The 17,260-nt window shown below is 39.4% G+C and carries 18 protein-coding genes and 2 riboswitches; of the genes, 6 read left to right on the top strand and 12 right to left on the bottom strand.

Annotated features, from left to right (window positions below):
• Positions 1-94 precede the first annotated feature (94 nt).
• A complete protein-coding gene (locus tag BG04_RS17785; protein WP_013082231.1) occupies positions 95-565 on the bottom strand; it encodes a MarR family winged helix-turn-helix transcriptional regulator in 471 nt (156 codons plus the stop codon).
• A gap of 199 nt (positions 566-764) precedes the next feature.
• On the opposite strand from BG04_RS17785, the gene BG04_RS17780 reads away from it, so the two are divergent.
• Complete coding sequence (locus tag BG04_RS17780; RefSeq protein WP_034653541.1) at positions 765-1,532, top strand: DUF4931 domain-containing protein; 768 nt, start codon at positions 765-767, stop codon at positions 1,530-1,532.
• Between the two features lie 156 nt (positions 1,533-1,688).
• Entirely contained in the window at positions 1,689-2,420 is a 732-nt protein-coding gene (locus BG04_RS17775) for a ZIP family metal transporter (RefSeq protein ID WP_016763389.1), read from the top strand.
• 64 nt (positions 2,421-2,484) lie between these two features.
• Here BG04_RS17775 and BG04_RS17770 read toward each other — a convergent pair whose 3' ends face one another.
• The 10 genes from BG04_RS17770 to BG04_RS17725 all read right to left on the bottom strand — a co-directional run bounded on the left by BG04_RS17770 (position 2,485) and on the right by BG04_RS17725 (position 12,916).
• Positions 2,485-2,724: an aspartyl-phosphate phosphatase Spo0E family protein gene (locus BG04_RS17770; RefSeq protein WP_016763388.1), complete on the bottom strand. Its 240-nt coding sequence runs from the start codon at positions 2,722-2,724 to the stop codon at positions 2,485-2,487.
• A 451-nt stretch (positions 2,725-3,175) separates the two neighbouring features.
• Entirely contained in the window at positions 3,176-4,516 is a 1,341-nt protein-coding gene (locus tag BG04_RS17765; protein WP_034653543.1) for a CoA-disulfide reductase, read from the bottom strand.
• An 85-nt stretch (positions 4,517-4,601) separates the two neighbouring features.
• The gene (locus tag BG04_RS17760) at positions 4,602-5,636 is read right to left on the bottom strand and encodes an ABC transporter permease (RefSeq protein ID WP_034653545.1); all 1,035 of its coding nucleotides are present in this window, start codon (positions 5,634-5,636) and stop codon (positions 4,602-4,604) included.
• Entirely contained in the window at positions 5,633-7,138 is a 1,506-nt protein-coding gene (locus BG04_RS17755) for a sugar ABC transporter ATP-binding protein (protein WP_034653547.1), read from the bottom strand. Before BG04_RS17755 ends, BG04_RS17760 begins: the two co-directional genes overlap by 4 nt.
• Positions 7,139-7,154: 16 nt before the next feature.
• Positions 7,155-8,231 (bottom strand): sugar ABC transporter substrate-binding protein, encoded by a 1,077-nt coding sequence (locus tag BG04_RS17750; protein ID WP_016763384.1) that lies wholly within the window; start codon positions 8,229-8,231, stop codon positions 7,155-7,157.
• A 122-nt stretch (positions 8,232-8,353) separates the two neighbouring features.
• On the bottom strand, positions 8,354-8,869 hold the full coding sequence (locus BG04_RS17745) for a 1,2-dihydroxy-3-keto-5-methylthiopentene dioxygenase (RefSeq protein ID WP_034653549.1): 516 nt from the start codon (positions 8,867-8,869) through the stop codon (positions 8,354-8,356).
• A 15-nt stretch (positions 8,870-8,884) separates the two neighbouring features.
• Positions 8,885-9,523: a methylthioribulose 1-phosphate dehydratase gene (locus BG04_RS17740; protein ID WP_034653552.1), complete on the bottom strand. Its 639-nt coding sequence runs from the start codon at positions 9,521-9,523 to the stop codon at positions 8,885-8,887.
• Entirely contained in the window at positions 9,520-10,185 is a 666-nt protein-coding gene (locus BG04_RS17735) for a 2-hydroxy-3-keto-5-methylthiopentenyl-1-phosphate phosphatase (RefSeq protein ID WP_028407890.1), read from the bottom strand. The genes BG04_RS17740 and BG04_RS17735 overlap by 4 nt, the downstream gene beginning before the upstream one ends.
• Positions 10,182-11,426, bottom strand: coding sequence for a 2,3-diketo-5-methylthiopentyl-1-phosphate enolase (gene mtnW / locus BG04_RS17730; RefSeq protein WP_025749445.1), 1,245 nt, complete (start codon positions 11,424-11,426; stop codon positions 10,182-10,184). The genes BG04_RS17735 and mtnW overlap by 4 nt, the downstream gene beginning before the upstream one ends.
• An 80-nt stretch (positions 11,427-11,506) precedes the next feature.
• Positions 11,507-11,613, bottom strand: a riboswitch (SAM riboswitch).
• A 130-nt stretch (positions 11,614-11,743) separates the two neighbouring features.
• Positions 11,744-12,916: a pyridoxal phosphate-dependent aminotransferase gene (locus BG04_RS17725; protein WP_025749446.1), complete on the bottom strand. Its 1,173-nt coding sequence runs from the start codon at positions 12,914-12,916 to the stop codon at positions 11,744-11,746.
• Between the two features lie 112 nt (positions 12,917-13,028).
• On the opposite strand from BG04_RS17725, the gene BG04_RS17720 reads away from it, so the two are divergent.
• From BG04_RS17720 to BG04_RS31020, 4 genes are all read left to right on the top strand, one after another.
• On the top strand, positions 13,029-13,811 hold the full coding sequence (locus BG04_RS17720; RefSeq protein ID WP_016763379.1) for a carbon-nitrogen family hydrolase: 783 nt from the start codon (positions 13,029-13,031) through the stop codon (positions 13,809-13,811).
• 91 nt (positions 13,812-13,902) lie between these two features.
• A riboswitch (SAM riboswitch) is annotated at positions 13,903-14,053 on the top strand.
• Between the two features lie 135 nt (positions 14,054-14,188).
• A complete protein-coding gene (gene mtnK / locus BG04_RS17715; protein WP_034653559.1) occupies positions 14,189-15,361 on the top strand; it encodes an S-methyl-5-thioribose kinase in 1,173 nt (390 codons plus the stop codon).
• Positions 15,362-15,396: 35 nt separating this feature from the next.
• Complete coding sequence (mtnA, locus tag BG04_RS17710; protein ID WP_034653562.1) at positions 15,397-16,455, top strand: S-methyl-5-thioribose-1-phosphate isomerase; 1,059 nt, start codon at positions 15,397-15,399, stop codon at positions 16,453-16,455.
• Positions 16,456-16,589: 134 nt separating this feature from the next.
• Positions 16,590-16,754 (top strand): hypothetical protein, encoded by a 165-nt coding sequence (locus BG04_RS31020; protein WP_013082215.1) that lies wholly within the window; start codon positions 16,590-16,592, stop codon positions 16,752-16,754.
• Here the strand turns inward: BG04_RS31020 and BG04_RS17705 are convergent, their stop codons facing one another.
• Complete coding sequence (locus BG04_RS17705; RefSeq protein ID WP_034653563.1) at positions 16,755-17,258, bottom strand: methylated-DNA--[protein]-cysteine S-methyltransferase; 504 nt, start codon at positions 17,256-17,258, stop codon at positions 16,755-16,757.
• Positions 17,259-17,260 lie beyond the last annotated feature (2 nt).

Raw genomic sequence — 17,260 nt, 5'->3', positions numbered from 1 at the left:
TTTTTGTAACTTTTTATTTTTATGTCGATTGGTCATGAAAGAAGTCATAGAAAAAAACTCGTTTGTTCAACAGAAACAAACGAGCTTTCCTTAATTAATTAGTCGATTCCGGTAAAAATTCATCTGCATAGTGCCCTAGTTTCTTAAGCATCGAAATGGCAACTTCCTTTTCTTCGCTAGATAAAACGGATAAAATATCATGAATTCTTTTTTCGTGACTCGGAAACATGCTTTCAATCATTTCCTTACCTTGCTTGGTGATAGCTGCATAGGTTACGCGACGATCGTTCGGACAAGCAACGCGCTCTAAGAAGCCTTTTTTCTCAAGCTTGTCTACTACATACGTAATACTGCCGCTTGCGAGTAGAATTTTTCCGCCAATTTGCTGCAGAGGCTGCTGGCCTTTGTGGTACAATAACTCTAGGACAGCAAATTCGGTTGGATTCATTCCATGCTGTTGAATAAATTTATGCACATGATCATTAATTGAACGATTGGCACGAGATAGTACAATAAATAATTTAAGAGATTGGTCTAACTCTTCTCTAGTTACATCATTCGTCATTTTAATCAGTTCCTTTAATATTATCTTGATATCAAGATAATACTAAAATTTCCCTTCAAAGTCAATCAAAGCAGGCTTATTTCATCGGTTATTCTCTCCGCTTGTACAATTTTTTTGATAAAAAATGTATATAAGTGGATTTATACATATGCTTTTAATACAATAAACATATGACCATTACATAAAAAGGTGAATGATTATGAAACCAACCCATTTATTATTTAATTCCGCGATTGGTTCACAAAAGCCTGAAACAATCGTTAACCGGCAAAATCCCTGTCCCTTTTGCGATGTAGAATCTCTTACAGGCATTATTGAAAAACAAGGACCTATCATTTGGCTGAAAAATAAGTTTCCCGTTCTGCAAGATGCTTATCAGACGGTTATTATTGAGACCGATGAATGTTCTTCGGAGCTATCTATTTATCCAAAGGAACATCTGTACACCTTGCTGAACTTCGCTACTGAACGATGGATATCTATGATGAACAGCGGAGAATATGCTTCTGTTCTTTTCTTTAAAAACCACGGCCCCATGTCCGGAGGATCATTACGACATCCTCATATGCAAATTATTGGTTTAAATGAGATAGATGTAAATGAAAATGTGAAGCTAGAGCAGTTTGAAGGAGTCACAATTGCCCAAAATGAACACGTCACATTTAATTTATCTGTAAAACCTAGAATGGGCTTTTTTGAATTTAACGTGATAACGGATCAGCTTGACAAAGAGCTGCACGCATTTGCAGATTATCTTCAAACGGCTGCTCACTATTTATTAAATCATTTTCATCGTAGCTGCACGAGCTACAACTTATTTTTTTATGATCTTAAAAACGGCAAAATTGCGGCGAAAATCATTCCTCGCTTTGCCACATCTCCTTTGTATGTAGGATATGGCATTCCTCAAGTTTCCAATAAGCTTGAGCACATTGCTAACCAAGTTCAGGAGCTGTACTTTACCTAAAAAGTTGAACCTTCACTGGTTCAACTTTTTTGTAAGGTTATTGCATAAAGCTATTCACTTTTAAAATAGTCATGCTCATAGAAACCAAAAAAACATACACTAAAAGAACGATGTGAATTGAGGATAAAAAGAAGAATACGTAAAAGGAGACGGTTTATGACTGAGGTCCTAATTGGAAGCATTCTTTCTGCGCTATCGACTGGAGTAGGCGCTTTGCCTATTCTGTTTTTGAATCAAGAACTCACTCATCGCTGGAAAGATATACTTCTTGCGCTCACTGCAGGTATTATGACAGCAGCTTCTACTATGAGCTTGATTCCAGAATCTCTTCAAAGTGGCGGTTTTTTTTCCTTAGCCATTGGCTTACTGCTTGGAGTTGTAACATTAACACTCTTGGAGCAGAATATTCCTCACATTGATCTTGAGCATTCTAAAACCGGCATTCAGTTTGATGAAAAAGCACTTTTAATTGTTTCCGCTATTACTTTGCATAACCTTCCTGAAGGACTGTCTGTTGGTGTTAGCTACGCTTCAAATGTTGAAAATACAGGGAACTTAATTGCCCTTGCAATCGGTCTTCAAAATGCACCTGAAGGACTGTTGGTCGCGCTATTTTTAGCTCAGCAAAACATCAGTAAAATAAAAGCATTTTTAATTGCTACCCTTACAGGCTCCGTTGAGATTGTAACGTCTTTACTCGGGTTTTATTTAACTAATTTTGTTGATTCTCTCGTTTCATATGGATTAGCTTTTGCTGCTGGAGCCATGCTTTTTATTATTTATAAAGAGTTGATTCCAGAAAGCCACGGCGATGGAAACGAAAGATTTGCTACTTATTCGTTTATTTTTGGTATTTTGTTTATGATCTTTTTAATTAACATTTTTTAAAGGTGAAGAGAGGCCACGGGCAGCACGATTGTTTTACTGCCCGATCCCGAATGCTTGTCCTGTATTACAGCTTTGAAAAAGATAAAAAGCGGCTAATCAGCGTGGCAAACGATGTCTTTTCTTCCTCTTCTTTTAAACGCTTCTTTTGATAAACGAGTAAGAGCTGATCAAGCTCTTGACTACAGGTAACGGTTTCTTCATTAGTCAAACCTTTTTCTTCTCCGAGCTGCACCATCTTTTGTCTTTTTTGGACGATTTCTACTAATAATCTCTCTGATTTCGTTCTATTTCTCACTCCAAACACAAAATCCTCTCCTATGACAAAGAAATTAGCTTATAACGCATTATTACAAATTCTACTAAATATGTAAATAGAGTCGCAATAATAGACATTTTTTTTGCAAAAAAATTATTTTGTCGGAATTTAAAAACGCTTACATTACTATAGGAATACCATTTATCTTTTTTTTACAACTTGTTTTTCGACAAAAGATGCTGCTTGTCGAATCGAAAAAAGATTGAAACATAACGAAATCAATACAATCTAAAAACGAACAAATAGGATACATGAGCCGAACCGCTTGTCCCGCAGGAATTTCCGCCTTGCCCTCGAGTCAACAGCTAGAAGCAGCTAAATATATGAAGCCTGCGTTCGTCCTCACCACAAAAAAATCCGAACGAAGTTGATTCTTAATCAAGAATCACTTTGTTCGGATCTTCCTTCAGCTAACATACTTTTGTCTCTATATCTTTTTCTATTCAGCTTTCTGAGCAGCAATTTGTACAGCATCCCATACCGTAGCAAAGGGAGGGGCATACGAAAGATCTAACATGGTTATTTCATCTGTTGTCAGGCGGCAAGTAATAGCTGTCGCAAATACATCGATTCGTTTTGATACTCCTTCTTTACCAATCATTTGAACCCCCAAAATCTCTTTTGTTTCAGGATGATAAACAAGTTTTATCACAATCTTTTCAGCTCCTGGATAGTAAGAAGCATGACTCGGAGCCTCTGCTGTGATGGCTTTGTATAAAAGAGAATTTTCTCTTGCTTCTCTTTCTGAAATGCCGGTTTTTCCAATTTCATAGTCCATCACTTTGACAATACTTGTACCTACAACACCCGGAAATTCTCGCTTTTCTCCCCCTAATCGGTAACCAAGAACCCTTCCTTGCTTATTGGCAATGGTTCCAAGAGCAATATGAACATCTTTTTTTAATACGCGGTGATAGCTCGTTGCACAATCTCCTGCTGCGTAGATATGAGGCACGTTGGTTTCCAACTTCTCATTTACTAAAATAGCTCCATTTTCAAGCATCCTTAGTCCGTTTCTTTCTAAGAATTGCGTATTCGGACGAACTCCTACATTTACAATCACTAAATCTGTTTGATACGTTTGACTGTTTGTTTGAACGTGAGTGACGGAACCATCTGAATACAGCAATGCTTCCACTTCTTCTTCGAAATGAAATAAAATATCGTCATCTAGCTGCTTTTGCAAATGCTCTGCCATTTCTTGATCTAAAATAGATAGAATCTGCTTTCCCTGTTCAATAACCCGTACTTCTTTTCCCAAAGCCTTCATTGCTTCAGCTACTTCCATTCCGACATATCCTCCGCCGATAATGGTGACTTTCTCTACGGAGTGAGCCTGTAGATATGTATAGATTCTTTCGCTGTCTGCTAATGATTTTAATGTGCATACATTCGGCATGTTATCACTCATAAAATTGGGTTTAACAGCTGTTGTTCCAGTTGCAATGATGAGTTCATCATATGTTACCTCTTTTTCCGTTTGCGCCTTTACATTTTGCACTACTATGTATTTTTTTGTATGATTTACTTCTTTTACTTCGTGAAAAAGATGGACGGAGATGTTTCGCTCTTCAAACTCTTGTTTCGTCCGAGCAACCAAATCGTCTTTTTCTTTTACAACACCTGACAGATAGTAAGGCATGCCACATGCGCTGTAAGAGATATCTCCACCTTTTTCGAACACAAGGATTTCCACTTCTTCTTTTTCTTTCATCCGGCGAAGCTGTGAAGCTGCGCTCATTCCGGCAGCTACTCCTCCTATAATGACGACACGTTTCATCTATACTCCCTCTTTCTACATAAATAATAGGCTATACTATTATTTTTCCTTATTCTTCCCGATTTCAAACGAAAAAAACGGCTGTTTACACAGCCGTAGATGTTTGTTTTGAGCGGTAATACGTTAAAGCCAAGGCTCCTGCTAATACAGCTCCTTTAATAATGTCTTGCATATAATACGGAACATTTAGCATCGTTAACCCATTTAACAGCACACCAATTAAGATAGAGCCAATCAGCGTCCCGAATACATTCGGTTTCCCTGCTCCAAATACGGAGAAGCCAATGTATGTAGCAGCTACGGCATCCATTAAAAATGGTGAGCCGGCGTTCACTTCTCCTACTCCAATACGGGCAGCTAAAACGACTCCTCCAATTCCAGCAAGCAAACCTGAAAACATATAGGCATACATACGGTAACGATTAACCGGTACACCCGAAAGTCTTGCTGCTTCTATGTTCCCTCCTGTTACGTAGAAAAAACGCCCAAACTTCGTATAGGAAAAAACGATATGAACAAGCAGCACAGTCAACAGCATAATGATAACCGGGACAGGAATACCTAGTAAATGACCTTGCCCCAGTGCAAGGAAAGATGGAATAAAAATTCCCGGAGCTCTGTCTCCGCCTGGTAAAGGCATATTGGTATAAATAGCTGAGCCTTTTGTATACGTTAATAAAATCCCCTGTACGATGAACATCATTGAAAGAGTTGCTAAAATATCAGGAATCTTTACTTTCACTACTAAAAAAGCATTTACTAACCCGATAACAAGCGATGCAATAATCGGAACAATGATAGCGACTGCAATTTCTTGTCTGTGTAAAACAAGCATAGAGGCTGATAAAATAGTGGCTAACCCCGCCGTAGACCCTACAGATAAATCGAGTCCGTTGACGGTTAACGATATCGTTACACCAAGCGCTATTAAGGTAACAATGGAAATAGAGCGCAGGATATCACTAATGTTTTCTCCTGTTAAAAAGTTAGGTGTGGCAATGGAGAAGATAATCATAATAACAAAAATCATTAAGACTGTCCCATATTTATAAAAAAAGTCGAAAACACTTATTTTTCTCTTTGGTTTCGCTACAGGTTCTGTTACATACTCCGCACTCATCCTTTTACTCCTCCTGCTGTATAATAAAATAATTTTTCACTAGTTGCTTCTTCTTTGGATAATTCTTTCACGATTTTTCCGTTGTACATAACATAAATTCGATCCGCTACCCCTAGCAGCTCCTCAAATTCACAGGTTGCATAAACAACGCCTTTTTTCTGCGACACAAGATTTGTAATTAAGTCGAATATCTCTCGCTTAGAGCCGACATCAACTCCTTTAGTTGGTTCATCAAACAGCAGTACGTCAGAGTCCGTAACAAGCCATTTTCCGATTGCTACTTTTTGCTGATTTCCACCGCTTAACGTTCCAACTGACTGCTCGATAGAATGAGACTTTACGCCCACTTGCCCAGTCGTTTTCTGCGCTTTTTCTTTGATCTTTCCTCGCTTTAAAAACGAATACTTTGTAAAGCGGGACAGACTTGGCAAAACTAAGTTATCGGCAATCGATTCATGAACAAAAATTCCTTCTTTTCTTCGTTCTTCAGGAACAAGAGAAAGACCTTGTGCAATATAATAATACGGCTGCTTATTCAACTTTAGTTTCTTGTCTTTTAACCGAACGCTGCCGCTCACATATTGCTCTAAACCAAATAGACTTCGGCAAAGCTCCGTTTTCCCCGCTCCTACAAGTCCTGCAATACCGACTACTTCTCCTTCTTTTACATGAAAAGAGATATTCGAAAGGCGCCCTGGAAGAGATAATGCTTCTACATGTAAAAGTTCGTTTCCAAATTCTACTGATTTTTTGACCCACTGCTTTACAGAAGACGTTCCTAGCATGAGCGTAATCACGTCTTCAATTGATGTATGTGAAGTTTCTTTTGTAGCTACATAGCGTCCGTCCTTTAACACCGTTAAGCGGTCGCAAATATCAACCACTTCTTGAAGGCGATGTGAAATATAAATAATGCCTACTCCGCTTTTCTTCAGCTCTCTCATCACAGAAAACAATTGTTTCGTCTCTTCCACACTAAGAGGTGCGGTTGGTTCATCCAAAATTAAATAATCAACATTCTGTACAATTGCACGTGCAATAAGCACCTGCTGTTTTTCTGATAGAGTTAGATCAATGACATTTTTTTTAACGGATAAAGAAGAACCAAGTAAAGAAAGGGCTTCTTCCGCTTTCTTATAAATAGATTTCCAGTTTACAAATGCCTTACTTTTATTAGAAGCCTGTACGTCTAACACAATGTTTTCAGCTACTGACAGCGAAGGAATCAGCGCTACATCGACTTCTTGATGTACAATGCCGATGCCCTGGCGCTTAGCTTCTTTAGGAGAAGAAATAGAGATTTCTCCTCCGTCTTTGCAGATCTTTCCTTCGTACTCGTCGTAAGCTCCGCACAATATTTTCATTAACGTACTTTTACCGGCACCATTGGCTCCCAATAAAGCATGAATTTCCCCTTTTTGAACAGTAAAATCAACTTTGCTCAGCGCTTGAAAAGAACCAAAGTTTTTTGTAATGTTCTTCATTGAAAGCTCGTTCGTCATGTCTGTCCCTCCACTTCTACTCTTTTTTGCCCCATTCTTCTACGTATTGACTAAGCTGATCCATATTAATCGTTTGATTAGGCAAATCAGTTTGTTTGACTAAAACCGGATCAAAGGAATAATAACGAGGGATCTCTTGACCGGAAATCTTTTTAAGAAGCAGATCAACTTGCTTTTCTCCTACTGAAGCTGGATTTACGGCAGCTGACGCTTTCCACGGGCTGTTTTTTGCCTGCATCATTTGCAGATCTTCATCAGATAAGTCCACTCCGTATACTTTAATCTCGTCTCGTCCTGCTTCTTTAATCGCTCTTGTGACTCCTTTGGCAAATTCGTCCCAAGGTGCCCAAACGGCCGCAATGTCTCCTTTATTTGGATACTGCTTCAACACAGCTGCCATTTTATTTTGTGTGTCTAATGAGGTGTTGTCCGTTGCGCTTCCAAATGTGGCAATTTGTTTTACATCTGGATAGCGATTCATCATAATTTTATAAATGCTGTCGCGTTTTTCCATCGGCGCAAATCCTCCAACAAACGCATATACAATGTTTCCTTTTCCGTTAATGTCCTGCATCATTTGCTTCAGACCTTGCAGCGCAAGCATATAATCGTCTTGGTCAATTGTTGTAACTCCTTCTACTTTTAGTTCTACATCGGTTGCAATAACCGGAATCCCTTTTGCAATCGCGCGCTTCACGCCGGGTTCAAGGGTTTCAGCCCGGCCGTGGTCAATCATAATACCATCTACATTTTGGTTAATAGCCGTGTCTAAATAAGCAGCCATTTTAGATTGATCATTGTTTGAATCAGAAACAGATAGCTGTACTCCTGCTTTTTTAGCCGCTTTTGTCACACCTGTTATGTACTGAGCAGCGTGAGTGCCTGACGTAAATTCAGAAATAAGCGCAATTTTTGTATCTTTCGTAACCTTTTTTCCTTCTTGCTGTACAGGCTTAGCAGAAGCCGCTTGCTGCGCTGGAGCTGCCTGTGCTTTCTCGTTTAGACTTGGCTGTTCTTTCGTGCAGGCAGTCAGCGCAAAGATTAGAAGCACAAGCAAAGTAAGTGGCCACAGCATTTTTTTACTCTTTTTCATGATGTTCCTCCCATTAAACTTATTATTCATATAAAAATAGTTAGTTTTATAATAATCCAAAGAATACCCCGCTTTTAGATGTAAAAGCGGGGTGATGATGACCTATGCTTTACAAGTAGTTGTTATGCGTAAATAGGTACCCATCCTTCAGTTGTCACGAAAATTCGGACAGCGACTACTTTGCGATCTTCCATTAATGTAAAGTAATGAAGAATGTTTTCTGGTACTGAAATTAAATCGCCCGGCTCTAATTCAACATCAAAAAATTCGCCGTCTTTTCCTTGAATAACAAAGATTCCATGACCGCTTACAATAAAGCGAACTTCGTCATCTGTGTGAATATGCTTGCGCTGAAAGTTTTTTAACAATTCATCAATATTTGGTGTAGATTCCGATAACGAGATAACATCTTGAGCTTTATAGCCGCGGCGTTTCGAAATATCTTTAATATCCTCACCAAAAGCGTTTAAAATTTCTGTTTTTTCTTCATCAGTTAAATCATATTTTTCACGAAGATTTTCTGGAAGTTTTGTAATGTCCCAGTTTTCATAAATAACTTCATTGTTTGCCAGAAAAGCTGATACTTCCTCTTGAGTTTCAATTCTTTTATTGTTTACATGTAAGCGAATGTGCGCCATTGTTGTTTCCTCCTTTTATAAATGCACCTTTAGCTTAATGCCTTTAAGTGACAGTAATTTGACGTGGTAGCTAAATAGAAATTCATAGGCTTCTAGCGCTTTTTTTGTTTCAAATGCATTTTTTCCCCATACCGTAATCCCATGGTTACGAATCAAAATCGCGCCTTGATCGCCTTTTATATGATGAGAAAACTCTTCTGCTAGTGTCGGAATATCTGCGTAATTCGGAATAATCGGAACAGTAATTTCCGCATCTTCTTCCCAAATCCCTAGCGCCTTAATAATTTCTTGACCCTTGAATGAAATAACGCCTTCATCTCCGTACAGTTCGGAGATCACGTTGTTGTCGATTGTATGTACATGAAGACTGCACCCAGCATTCGTTAAATCGTAAATCTTAACGTGTAAAAGCGTTTCAGCAGAAGGCTTTAAATGCGTGTCTTCTGCAGGCTTTCCATATTGATCAACTAATAAAAAATCTTCATTTGTACGTTTTCTTTTGTCTTTTCCACTTGCTGATACAAAGAAAGTTGTCGGATTTTGGTCCACTTTAATCGCTAAGTTTCCGCTTGTACCGAAGAACCAATCGCGCTCTGCCAACTCATCTTTTATATCCGCAAGCTCATGCAACCTTTGCTGAGCCATGATACTCATGCTTTCACCTCTTCTGTTAATTCTTGTAAATGATGAATTACATCATAAAAAGTAGAAAAAGGACGATACGGTAGAGATAGCTCTTCACATTTTTCAATTAAAAAGTCACGTGCAATGACCGTATCAGCTAATTTGGCAGCCTGCAAATCCGTAATTGAATCGCCAATAACAACCGTATGATCTCTTTCATCTGCAAGATGGCGAATAATCGTTGGCTTACAGCAGCCGCAGTCATTTGTACACTGTTTATCACATGTATGAGGCCACGTAATGGAAATATGCTCACCGGAAAAATCAGATCCGTTGCAGTAGAGCATTTCCTCTGCAACTCGATTTCCCAAAAGTGGTTTTACAAAAAAGTCAATTCCTCCGCTTACAATATAAAGCGGAATATGGTGCTCTTTTGTATAGGCAATAAAATCATCAAATCCATCTCGAATAGCAGATGTCTCTAAAATATAAGAAATAATATCTTCTTTTAATTCCACGGGGAGCAAGGCAAACATTTGCCCAACTCCTTCTTGAATGGAGACGCGCTGTGCCAACACGTCGTCTTTAATACTTTCCCACTCCGGAGGAGCAAATTGTTTCATAATAGCAATAATGTTATCGCTATTTGTAATTGTTCCATCAAAGTCACAAAAGATTTTTAACGATGTCATGCTTTCACCTCTACTGTTCCCCATAGTTGCAAAGCTTTTTGCAACTCTTTTGATTCTTCAGCTTTTTCGGCTAGTGTTTGATGAGAGAGTACTGCATCTATCGCCGCACGGAATGCTTTTCCTCCTCCGATAGCTCCGTCTGGATGACCGTGAACTCCGCCTCCTGCATTAATAATGCTGTCGATTCCAAAGTCCTTCACAAGCTGCGGTACCATTCCAGGATGAATTCCTGCTGAAGGAACCGGGAAAGACTGCTTATATTTGTATACAGGACGCGTTAATTCGTAGGCAATGCCTGTCGTATCTTCAAGAGAAAGCGCTACGCTTCCGTATGGTGATGGAAACAGTGAGAAATCTGCTCCGGCTAAACGCAATAGCTTTCCAAGCAGCAATGAATTTGAAAAACCGTAAAACTCTGACGGCGTAAGCGCTCCGCTAACAGCTGGGTGTGCCATAATCGGCAAGTTAATTTCATCATCTTCTCGAAGTGCCTGCAGTACGTCTAACCCGTAAGCAAATACGTTGAATAAAAGAGCATCGGCTCCTAGCTCAGCTGCTTTTCTCGCTTTTTCTTTTAACTCAAACGTTCGTCCCGTTAAATTAACAGCATACAGCGTGCGGTGTCCCGTTTTTTCGTATACTTCATTCAGTACTTTTTTTCCTTCTGTAACGCGAGCTTCAAAAGGTGTTCGTTCACTATCAAACAAAATCTCGTCGTCTTTAACCAAATCCACTCCGCCAAGCGCTTGCTCACGCAGCTGAGTTGTTAAGTACGTCATATCTCTTCCAATCACGCCTTTAAAAATACTCATCACAAGCGGACGGTCATAAACGCCTAGTTTCTCTCGGATACCTTCTATTCCAAAGCGTGGTCCTGGGAATTCAGCTAATAATTCATCAGGAAAATCCAAGTCTAATAATTTCACTTTTCCATCAAGTGATAGTTTTCCGAAAACTGTAACTAAAATAGCCGGTAAATCTCTTGAAAAGTTGGCAGTTGGATAAGCAATTTTGACAATAGCCTGCTTAATTTCTCCGCCTAAATATCCGTTTACACGTTCGCAATCTTGAAGCTCAGTTACGGACACGACGCGCCCTTTATGCTTTTGAAGCTGCTGCTGATCTAAAAGCGGCAGATCTGTCCATGAGCCGACGGTTAGTCCTAAAGCGATTCCTTCCGCTTTTTTATGAAAATTTCCTTTATTATCATGTAGTAAGTAGCTTGCAACGATTTCGCTCATTATGCTAAAAACTCCCTTGCTGTTTAATATCGTTAATAAAAAAAACCTCTTCTGTGATTAAGAAGAGGCTTTCGTTGCTCTTCTTATCTCTCAGCTGCTGCTGCAAGAATTAGCACCGTGCTTAACATGCGTTAAGTCGGTTGCCGGGCTTCATCGGGCTAGTCCCTCCACCTACTCTTAATAAGAAAGTTGCTATTTATTTAAATTGAATTCGTAGATTATATACTAAATAAAAAATACCGCTAGGATTTATCGGTTATTAATCTCGTTAACTTCTTACATATTAAGCCAACTCAAAAAGGATTGTCAATGCGTTTTTAAAATAAATTTAATTTTTTTATTCGAGATACAGCTTCTCTCATGCGCTCTTCATCCGTCAGCAATCCTACGCGCACATAGCCTTCACCATATGTTCCAAAGCCTACACCAGGAGCAACCACAACGTGGGCTTTTTCAAGGAGTAAATCTGAAAACTGTTCGGAAGTATATCCTTCAGGAACTTTTAGCCATGCAAAAAAGGAGCCTGCTGGAGATGTAACATCCCAACCAATTTCTCGAAGCCCTTGAATAAAGGTATTGCGTCTAGATTCATAGCGCTTAACTAAATCATTCACACATTGTTGAGATTCCAACAGAGCTGCGGCTGCTGCCTCTTGAACGGCCCCAAAGAGACTGACATACATATGATCTTGAAGAAGATTAATAGCTTCTACTACACTTTCATTTCCTACAGCAAATCCAACTCGCCATCCCGCCATGTTATACGTTTTAGAAAGAGTATAAATTTCAATTCCCGTCTCTTTTGCACCAGGAGTCTGTAAAAAACTGATTGGCTTTTTACCATCAAACCCAATTGCTCCGTAAGCAAAGTCGTGTACCACACAAATATCGTGCTTGGCAGCAAACGCCACGGTGTCTTCAAAAAATTCTGCCGTTGCCACTGCACCAGTAGGATTATTCGGATAGTTTAAAAACATGAGCTTTGCCTGTTCTTTAGCACGTTCACTTATCTCTTCGTATACGGGTAGAAAATGATTTTCAGCCGTGAGAGGCATCACTTCCATCTTGGCTTTTGCAAGCTCTACTCCAGACCAGTAGTCAGGATATCCAGGATCTGGAACCAGCACCGTATCTCCAGGATTTAACAAGCACTGCGGGATTTCAACAAGTCCACCCTTTCCGCCAAATAAAATAGCTACTTCTTTTTCAGGATCCACATCAACGCCATATTCTCGTTTATAAAAAGTCGCAACGGCCTCTTTTAAAAACTGGTGCCCCCGAAATGGAGAATATTTATGATGCATAGGATTAGCACTTGCTTTTTGCAGTGTTTCTACAATATGTGAAGGAGTAGGCTGATCAGGATTTCCCTGCCCTAAGTTAATAACGTCGTGCCCTTGGGCCATTACTTTTCCTACCTTGCCCACAAGTGATGCAAAAAATTGTTTTGGTAAACTTTTTAATAGTTCCGATTGCTCAAATTGTTTCATCATCGCACACCTTCTCAAAAAATTCTTGAAATTCTAGTCACAAATAATATATTGTAATACTCAACTTGTAAAGTCATTTTTTTCAACTACTAAAAAAAGGACGGATGATAAAGTGAGTGTAAAAATTACGTGTTTGCAGCTTGATATTGCGTTTGGAAACCCAACTAAAAACCGAAAATATATCGAACAAAAGATGACGGAAGCCCTGAAAGAAAACCCTGATATCCTTGTGCTTCCTGAGCTATGGGATACAGCCTATGATTTGACGCGGCTAGACGAAATTGCAGATGATGAAGGGCAGCAAGCCAAGCAATTAATCTCTCAGTTTGCTAAAACGAACGCAGTAAATATTGTGGGAGGTTCGATCGCGAAAAAAACAGAGCAAGGCGTCACGAATACGATGTATATTTTTGACCGAAAAGGTCGTGAAGTATCACAATACAGTAAACTGCACTTATTTAAATTAATGGATGAACACCTGTATTTAGAAGCAGGAACAGCAAAAAACCTTTTTACACTTGAACAGTCACTGTGCGCAGGAGTTATTTGTTACGATATTCGTTTCCCAGAATGGATACGGGTTCATACTAGCAGCGGAGCAGAAGTCTTGTTTGTTGTCGCTCAGTGGCCGGCTCCAAGACTTGCCCACTGGAAAGCCCTGCTCATTAGCCGTGCAATCGAAAATCAATGCTATGTAATCGCATGTAATCGTGTAGGCCAAGATCCTAATAACACATTTGCCGGACATTCCTTAGTCATCGATCCGTGGGGAGAAATAATCGCTGAAGCTGGCGATAGCGAAGAACTTTTAAGTGCTGACGTTAACCTGGAACTTGTAAAAGAAATTCGTAAACAAATTCCCGTCTTTACAGATCGCCGTACAGAATTTTATTAATTATGTATTGACAGCCGTTTTTTTGCATGATACGATTTTCACCAGATATCATAAAATATTCAAACAAATCAAAATTGAATAAGTAATCGCACTCTTATCAAGAGTTGGCTGAGGGATTTGGCCCTGTGAAGCCCAGCAACCGACCGTCATTCCATCCTAAGATGGATCACACCCGTAAAACATGTTTTACAAAGGCACGGTGCTAATTCCAACAGAAAGTAATTTTTTCTGGCAGATAAGAGGTTTGAACACTACAATCAAGCCTCTTTCTAACGAAAGAGGCTTTTATATTTTCTAAAATTATAAAAGCCTCCATATATTCTTAAACCTATTAACTTAGTAAACAAATCAGTTTAATAAACTATGGAGGGATTCCGATGTCAACAACAAAAACAGAGAAGTATCACCCTTTAACAGAAATTTCAGCAATCAAACTTGTGAAAAAGCTAGGTCTTTTTGATGCCACAGAAGCACTGACTGCCCGTGAAATTGGTGACGGCAACTTAAATCTCGTCTTTCACATCATAAATGATCAAACCAATAAATCCATTATCGTCAAACAAGCGCTTCCCTATGCAAAAGTTGTAGGCGAAAGCTGGCCTCTATCCTTGAACCGTGCCACAATTGAAAGCAATGCGCTCAAGCAATTCGGTGCATTTACGCCAGAACTTGTGCCCGCTGTTTATTACCACGATGAAACGCTTGCTGTTACGGTCATGGAAGACCTGTCTCATTTAACGATTTCTCGCGCCGGACTTATTCAAGGTGAAAGTTATCCTCTGATCTCACAGCATATCGGTTCTTTTTTAGGACATATTGCGTTCAAAACGTCTGATTTCGCCTTAAAACCTCAGGATAAAAAAGAAGAAGTTGTTAAGTACAGCAACCCCGACTTATGCAATATTACGGAAGATTTAGTTTTTACAGATCCTTTTTTTGATATTGATACAAATGAATTTGAAAAAGCGCTGCGTCCTGATGTAGAAGAATTGTGGAATGATGGTGATGTAAAGCTACAAGCAGCAAAATTAAAATATAAATTTTTAACAAATGCGCAAACGCTAATCCACGGTGATTTACATACAGGCAGCATCTTTGCTAGCAGTCAAGAAACGAAAGTGATTGATCCAGAGTTTGCTTTTTACGGTCCGTTTGGATTCGATTTAGGGCAATTTGTTGCGAATTTATTTTTAAACGCTCTTTCTCGAGAAACAAATCGCGAACCGTTATTTGCACACATTACGAACACATGGAACGTATTCAAAGATACCTTTACTGCGCTTTGGCATGCTGAAAACACTGAACCTTTCGCTAAAGATGAGCGCTTATTACATGAAATTTTAACGCAAACGTGGCAAGATGCTGTTGGATATGCAGGATGTGAAATCATTCGACGTACGATTGGCTTAGCTCACGTGGCGGACTTAGACGAAATTTCTTCAGAGGAAAGAAAAATTAACGCTAAACGTACTGCGTTAAAAATTGGACGCTATTTGCTTCTGCACCAACAAGACGTTTCACCAAATGAATTTGAACATTTACTTCGATAACGAATAATGTACACAATGAAAGGATCGGTATCAGCATGACAAATACACTATCACTTCCGCGCTCAGTGGAATGGAATGAATCATATATTACTTTATTAGATCAGCAGCAGCTTCCTGGCAACGTTGAATATATTAAGCTGCAAACCATTAAAGACGTATGGGATGCTATCACTACCTTGAAAGTACGCGGAGCCCCTGCAATTGGCATTACGGCGGCTTTTGGTCTTGCTCTTTCTGCGCTTAGCTATGACACAGATTCAGTCAAGGAATTTAACAAAAAGCTAGCTCTTGATCAACAGTATTTAGCTAGCTCACGCCCTACTGCCGTCAATTTATTTTGGGCATTGGAGCGCGTAGCGAAAAGCGCTGAATCCGCTTCTTCCGTTAATGAAGCTAAAACAAAAGTTGTTCATGAAGCTATTCAAATTCAAGTAGAAGATGAAGAAACGTGCTACCGAATTGGGGATCATGCTCTTTCTTTATTTAAAAAGAAGGATAAAATCATGACAATATGTAATGCTGGTTCAATTGCTACAGCTTATTATGGAACAGCCTTAGCACCTTTTCACTTGTCTAAGCAGCGTGATATTCCGCTTGAAGTATTTGCCTGTGAAACAAGACCCGTTCTTCAAGGTTCTCGCTTAACAGCCTGGGAACTTCAGCAGTCGGGAGTGGACGTGACGCTGATTACGGATAATATGGCCGCTCATACCATTAAAACAAAAGGAATTAATGGGATTATTGTAGGTGCTGACCGCATTGCAGCAAATGGCGATACGGCTAACAAAATTGGAACATATGGACTTGCTCTTTTAGCGAAAGCATTCGGTATTCCATTTTACGTAGCAGCGCCGCAGTCCACATTTGATTTATCTATTCAAGACGGCAGCAGCATCCCTATTGAAGAACGTTCACCTAAAGAAGTAACGCACATTGGAGATACACAAATTGCTCCAGACGGAATCTCTGTGTACAATCCAGCTTTTGATGTGACGCCAAGCGAACTGATTACGGCCATTATTACAGAGCATGGAATTATCCATTCCCCGTCTTTGGAATCCATTCAAAAAGTTTTGCTGCAATCTGCTCAATAAAAAAAGCCGCTGCTATGCGGCTTTTTTTTATTGAGCACTGGTTTTCAACTGCATTTGTAACACAATTGTAACAGTACTCTCTTCTTTTTCTACATATATTATAGGGGATTCTTTTTGAATAAGGGGGAGTAAATATGAGTTCAGAGCAAAAAACGGATAAAAACAAAGCGTTGAATCGTAAGCAGCACTATCAGCTATTCGATTTATCCAAAGATGAAGAACTAAATTCCCTCCCTTCTCCTCAGCAAATTGACGGTGTTTTTGTGCAGGGAGAAGGCTGGAAATTGGACGGTGAATAGTTATTTTAACTCCAGAGCGCCTTTTGCTACATTTCTTTCAAGCATTAATAGTTTCTCTTTTATATGAGTTTGGGAGCCTGCATAACCTGTTAAAGCTCCATTTTTTCCAATCACACGGTGACAAGGTAAAATAATAGGCAGTGGATTTCGACGATTCGCTTGTCCCACAGCCCTTACGGCTTTAGAGCGATTAACAGAATCCGCTACATCACTATAAGACCACGTTTGTCCATAAGGTATACCTTTAAGCGTTAGCCACACTTCTTTTTGAAAGTCTGTTCCTTTTATATCCAAAGGCAAATCAAATGTTAGCGTGCGCCCTTCAGCATAATCCTGCAGCTGTCGCTTCGCTTCTTTCACATGGTGATAATTCTCGTCATGGACAAGTTCTTTAAGCTGCTCATTATGATCATCGCTATCAAACCAAATATGTTGAACCCCTGTTTCCGAGGCTACAATATAAATTTTCAAATCAGAAAATAAATTCATTTCTCCGTAGTACATAT

The sequence above is a fragment of the Priestia megaterium NBRC 15308 = ATCC 14581 genome (genome assembly GCF_000832985.1).
GTDB lineage: Bacteria > Bacillota > Bacilli > Bacillales > Bacillaceae_H > Priestia > Priestia megaterium.
This window is presented reverse-complemented; position numbering and strand designations above follow the sequence as displayed.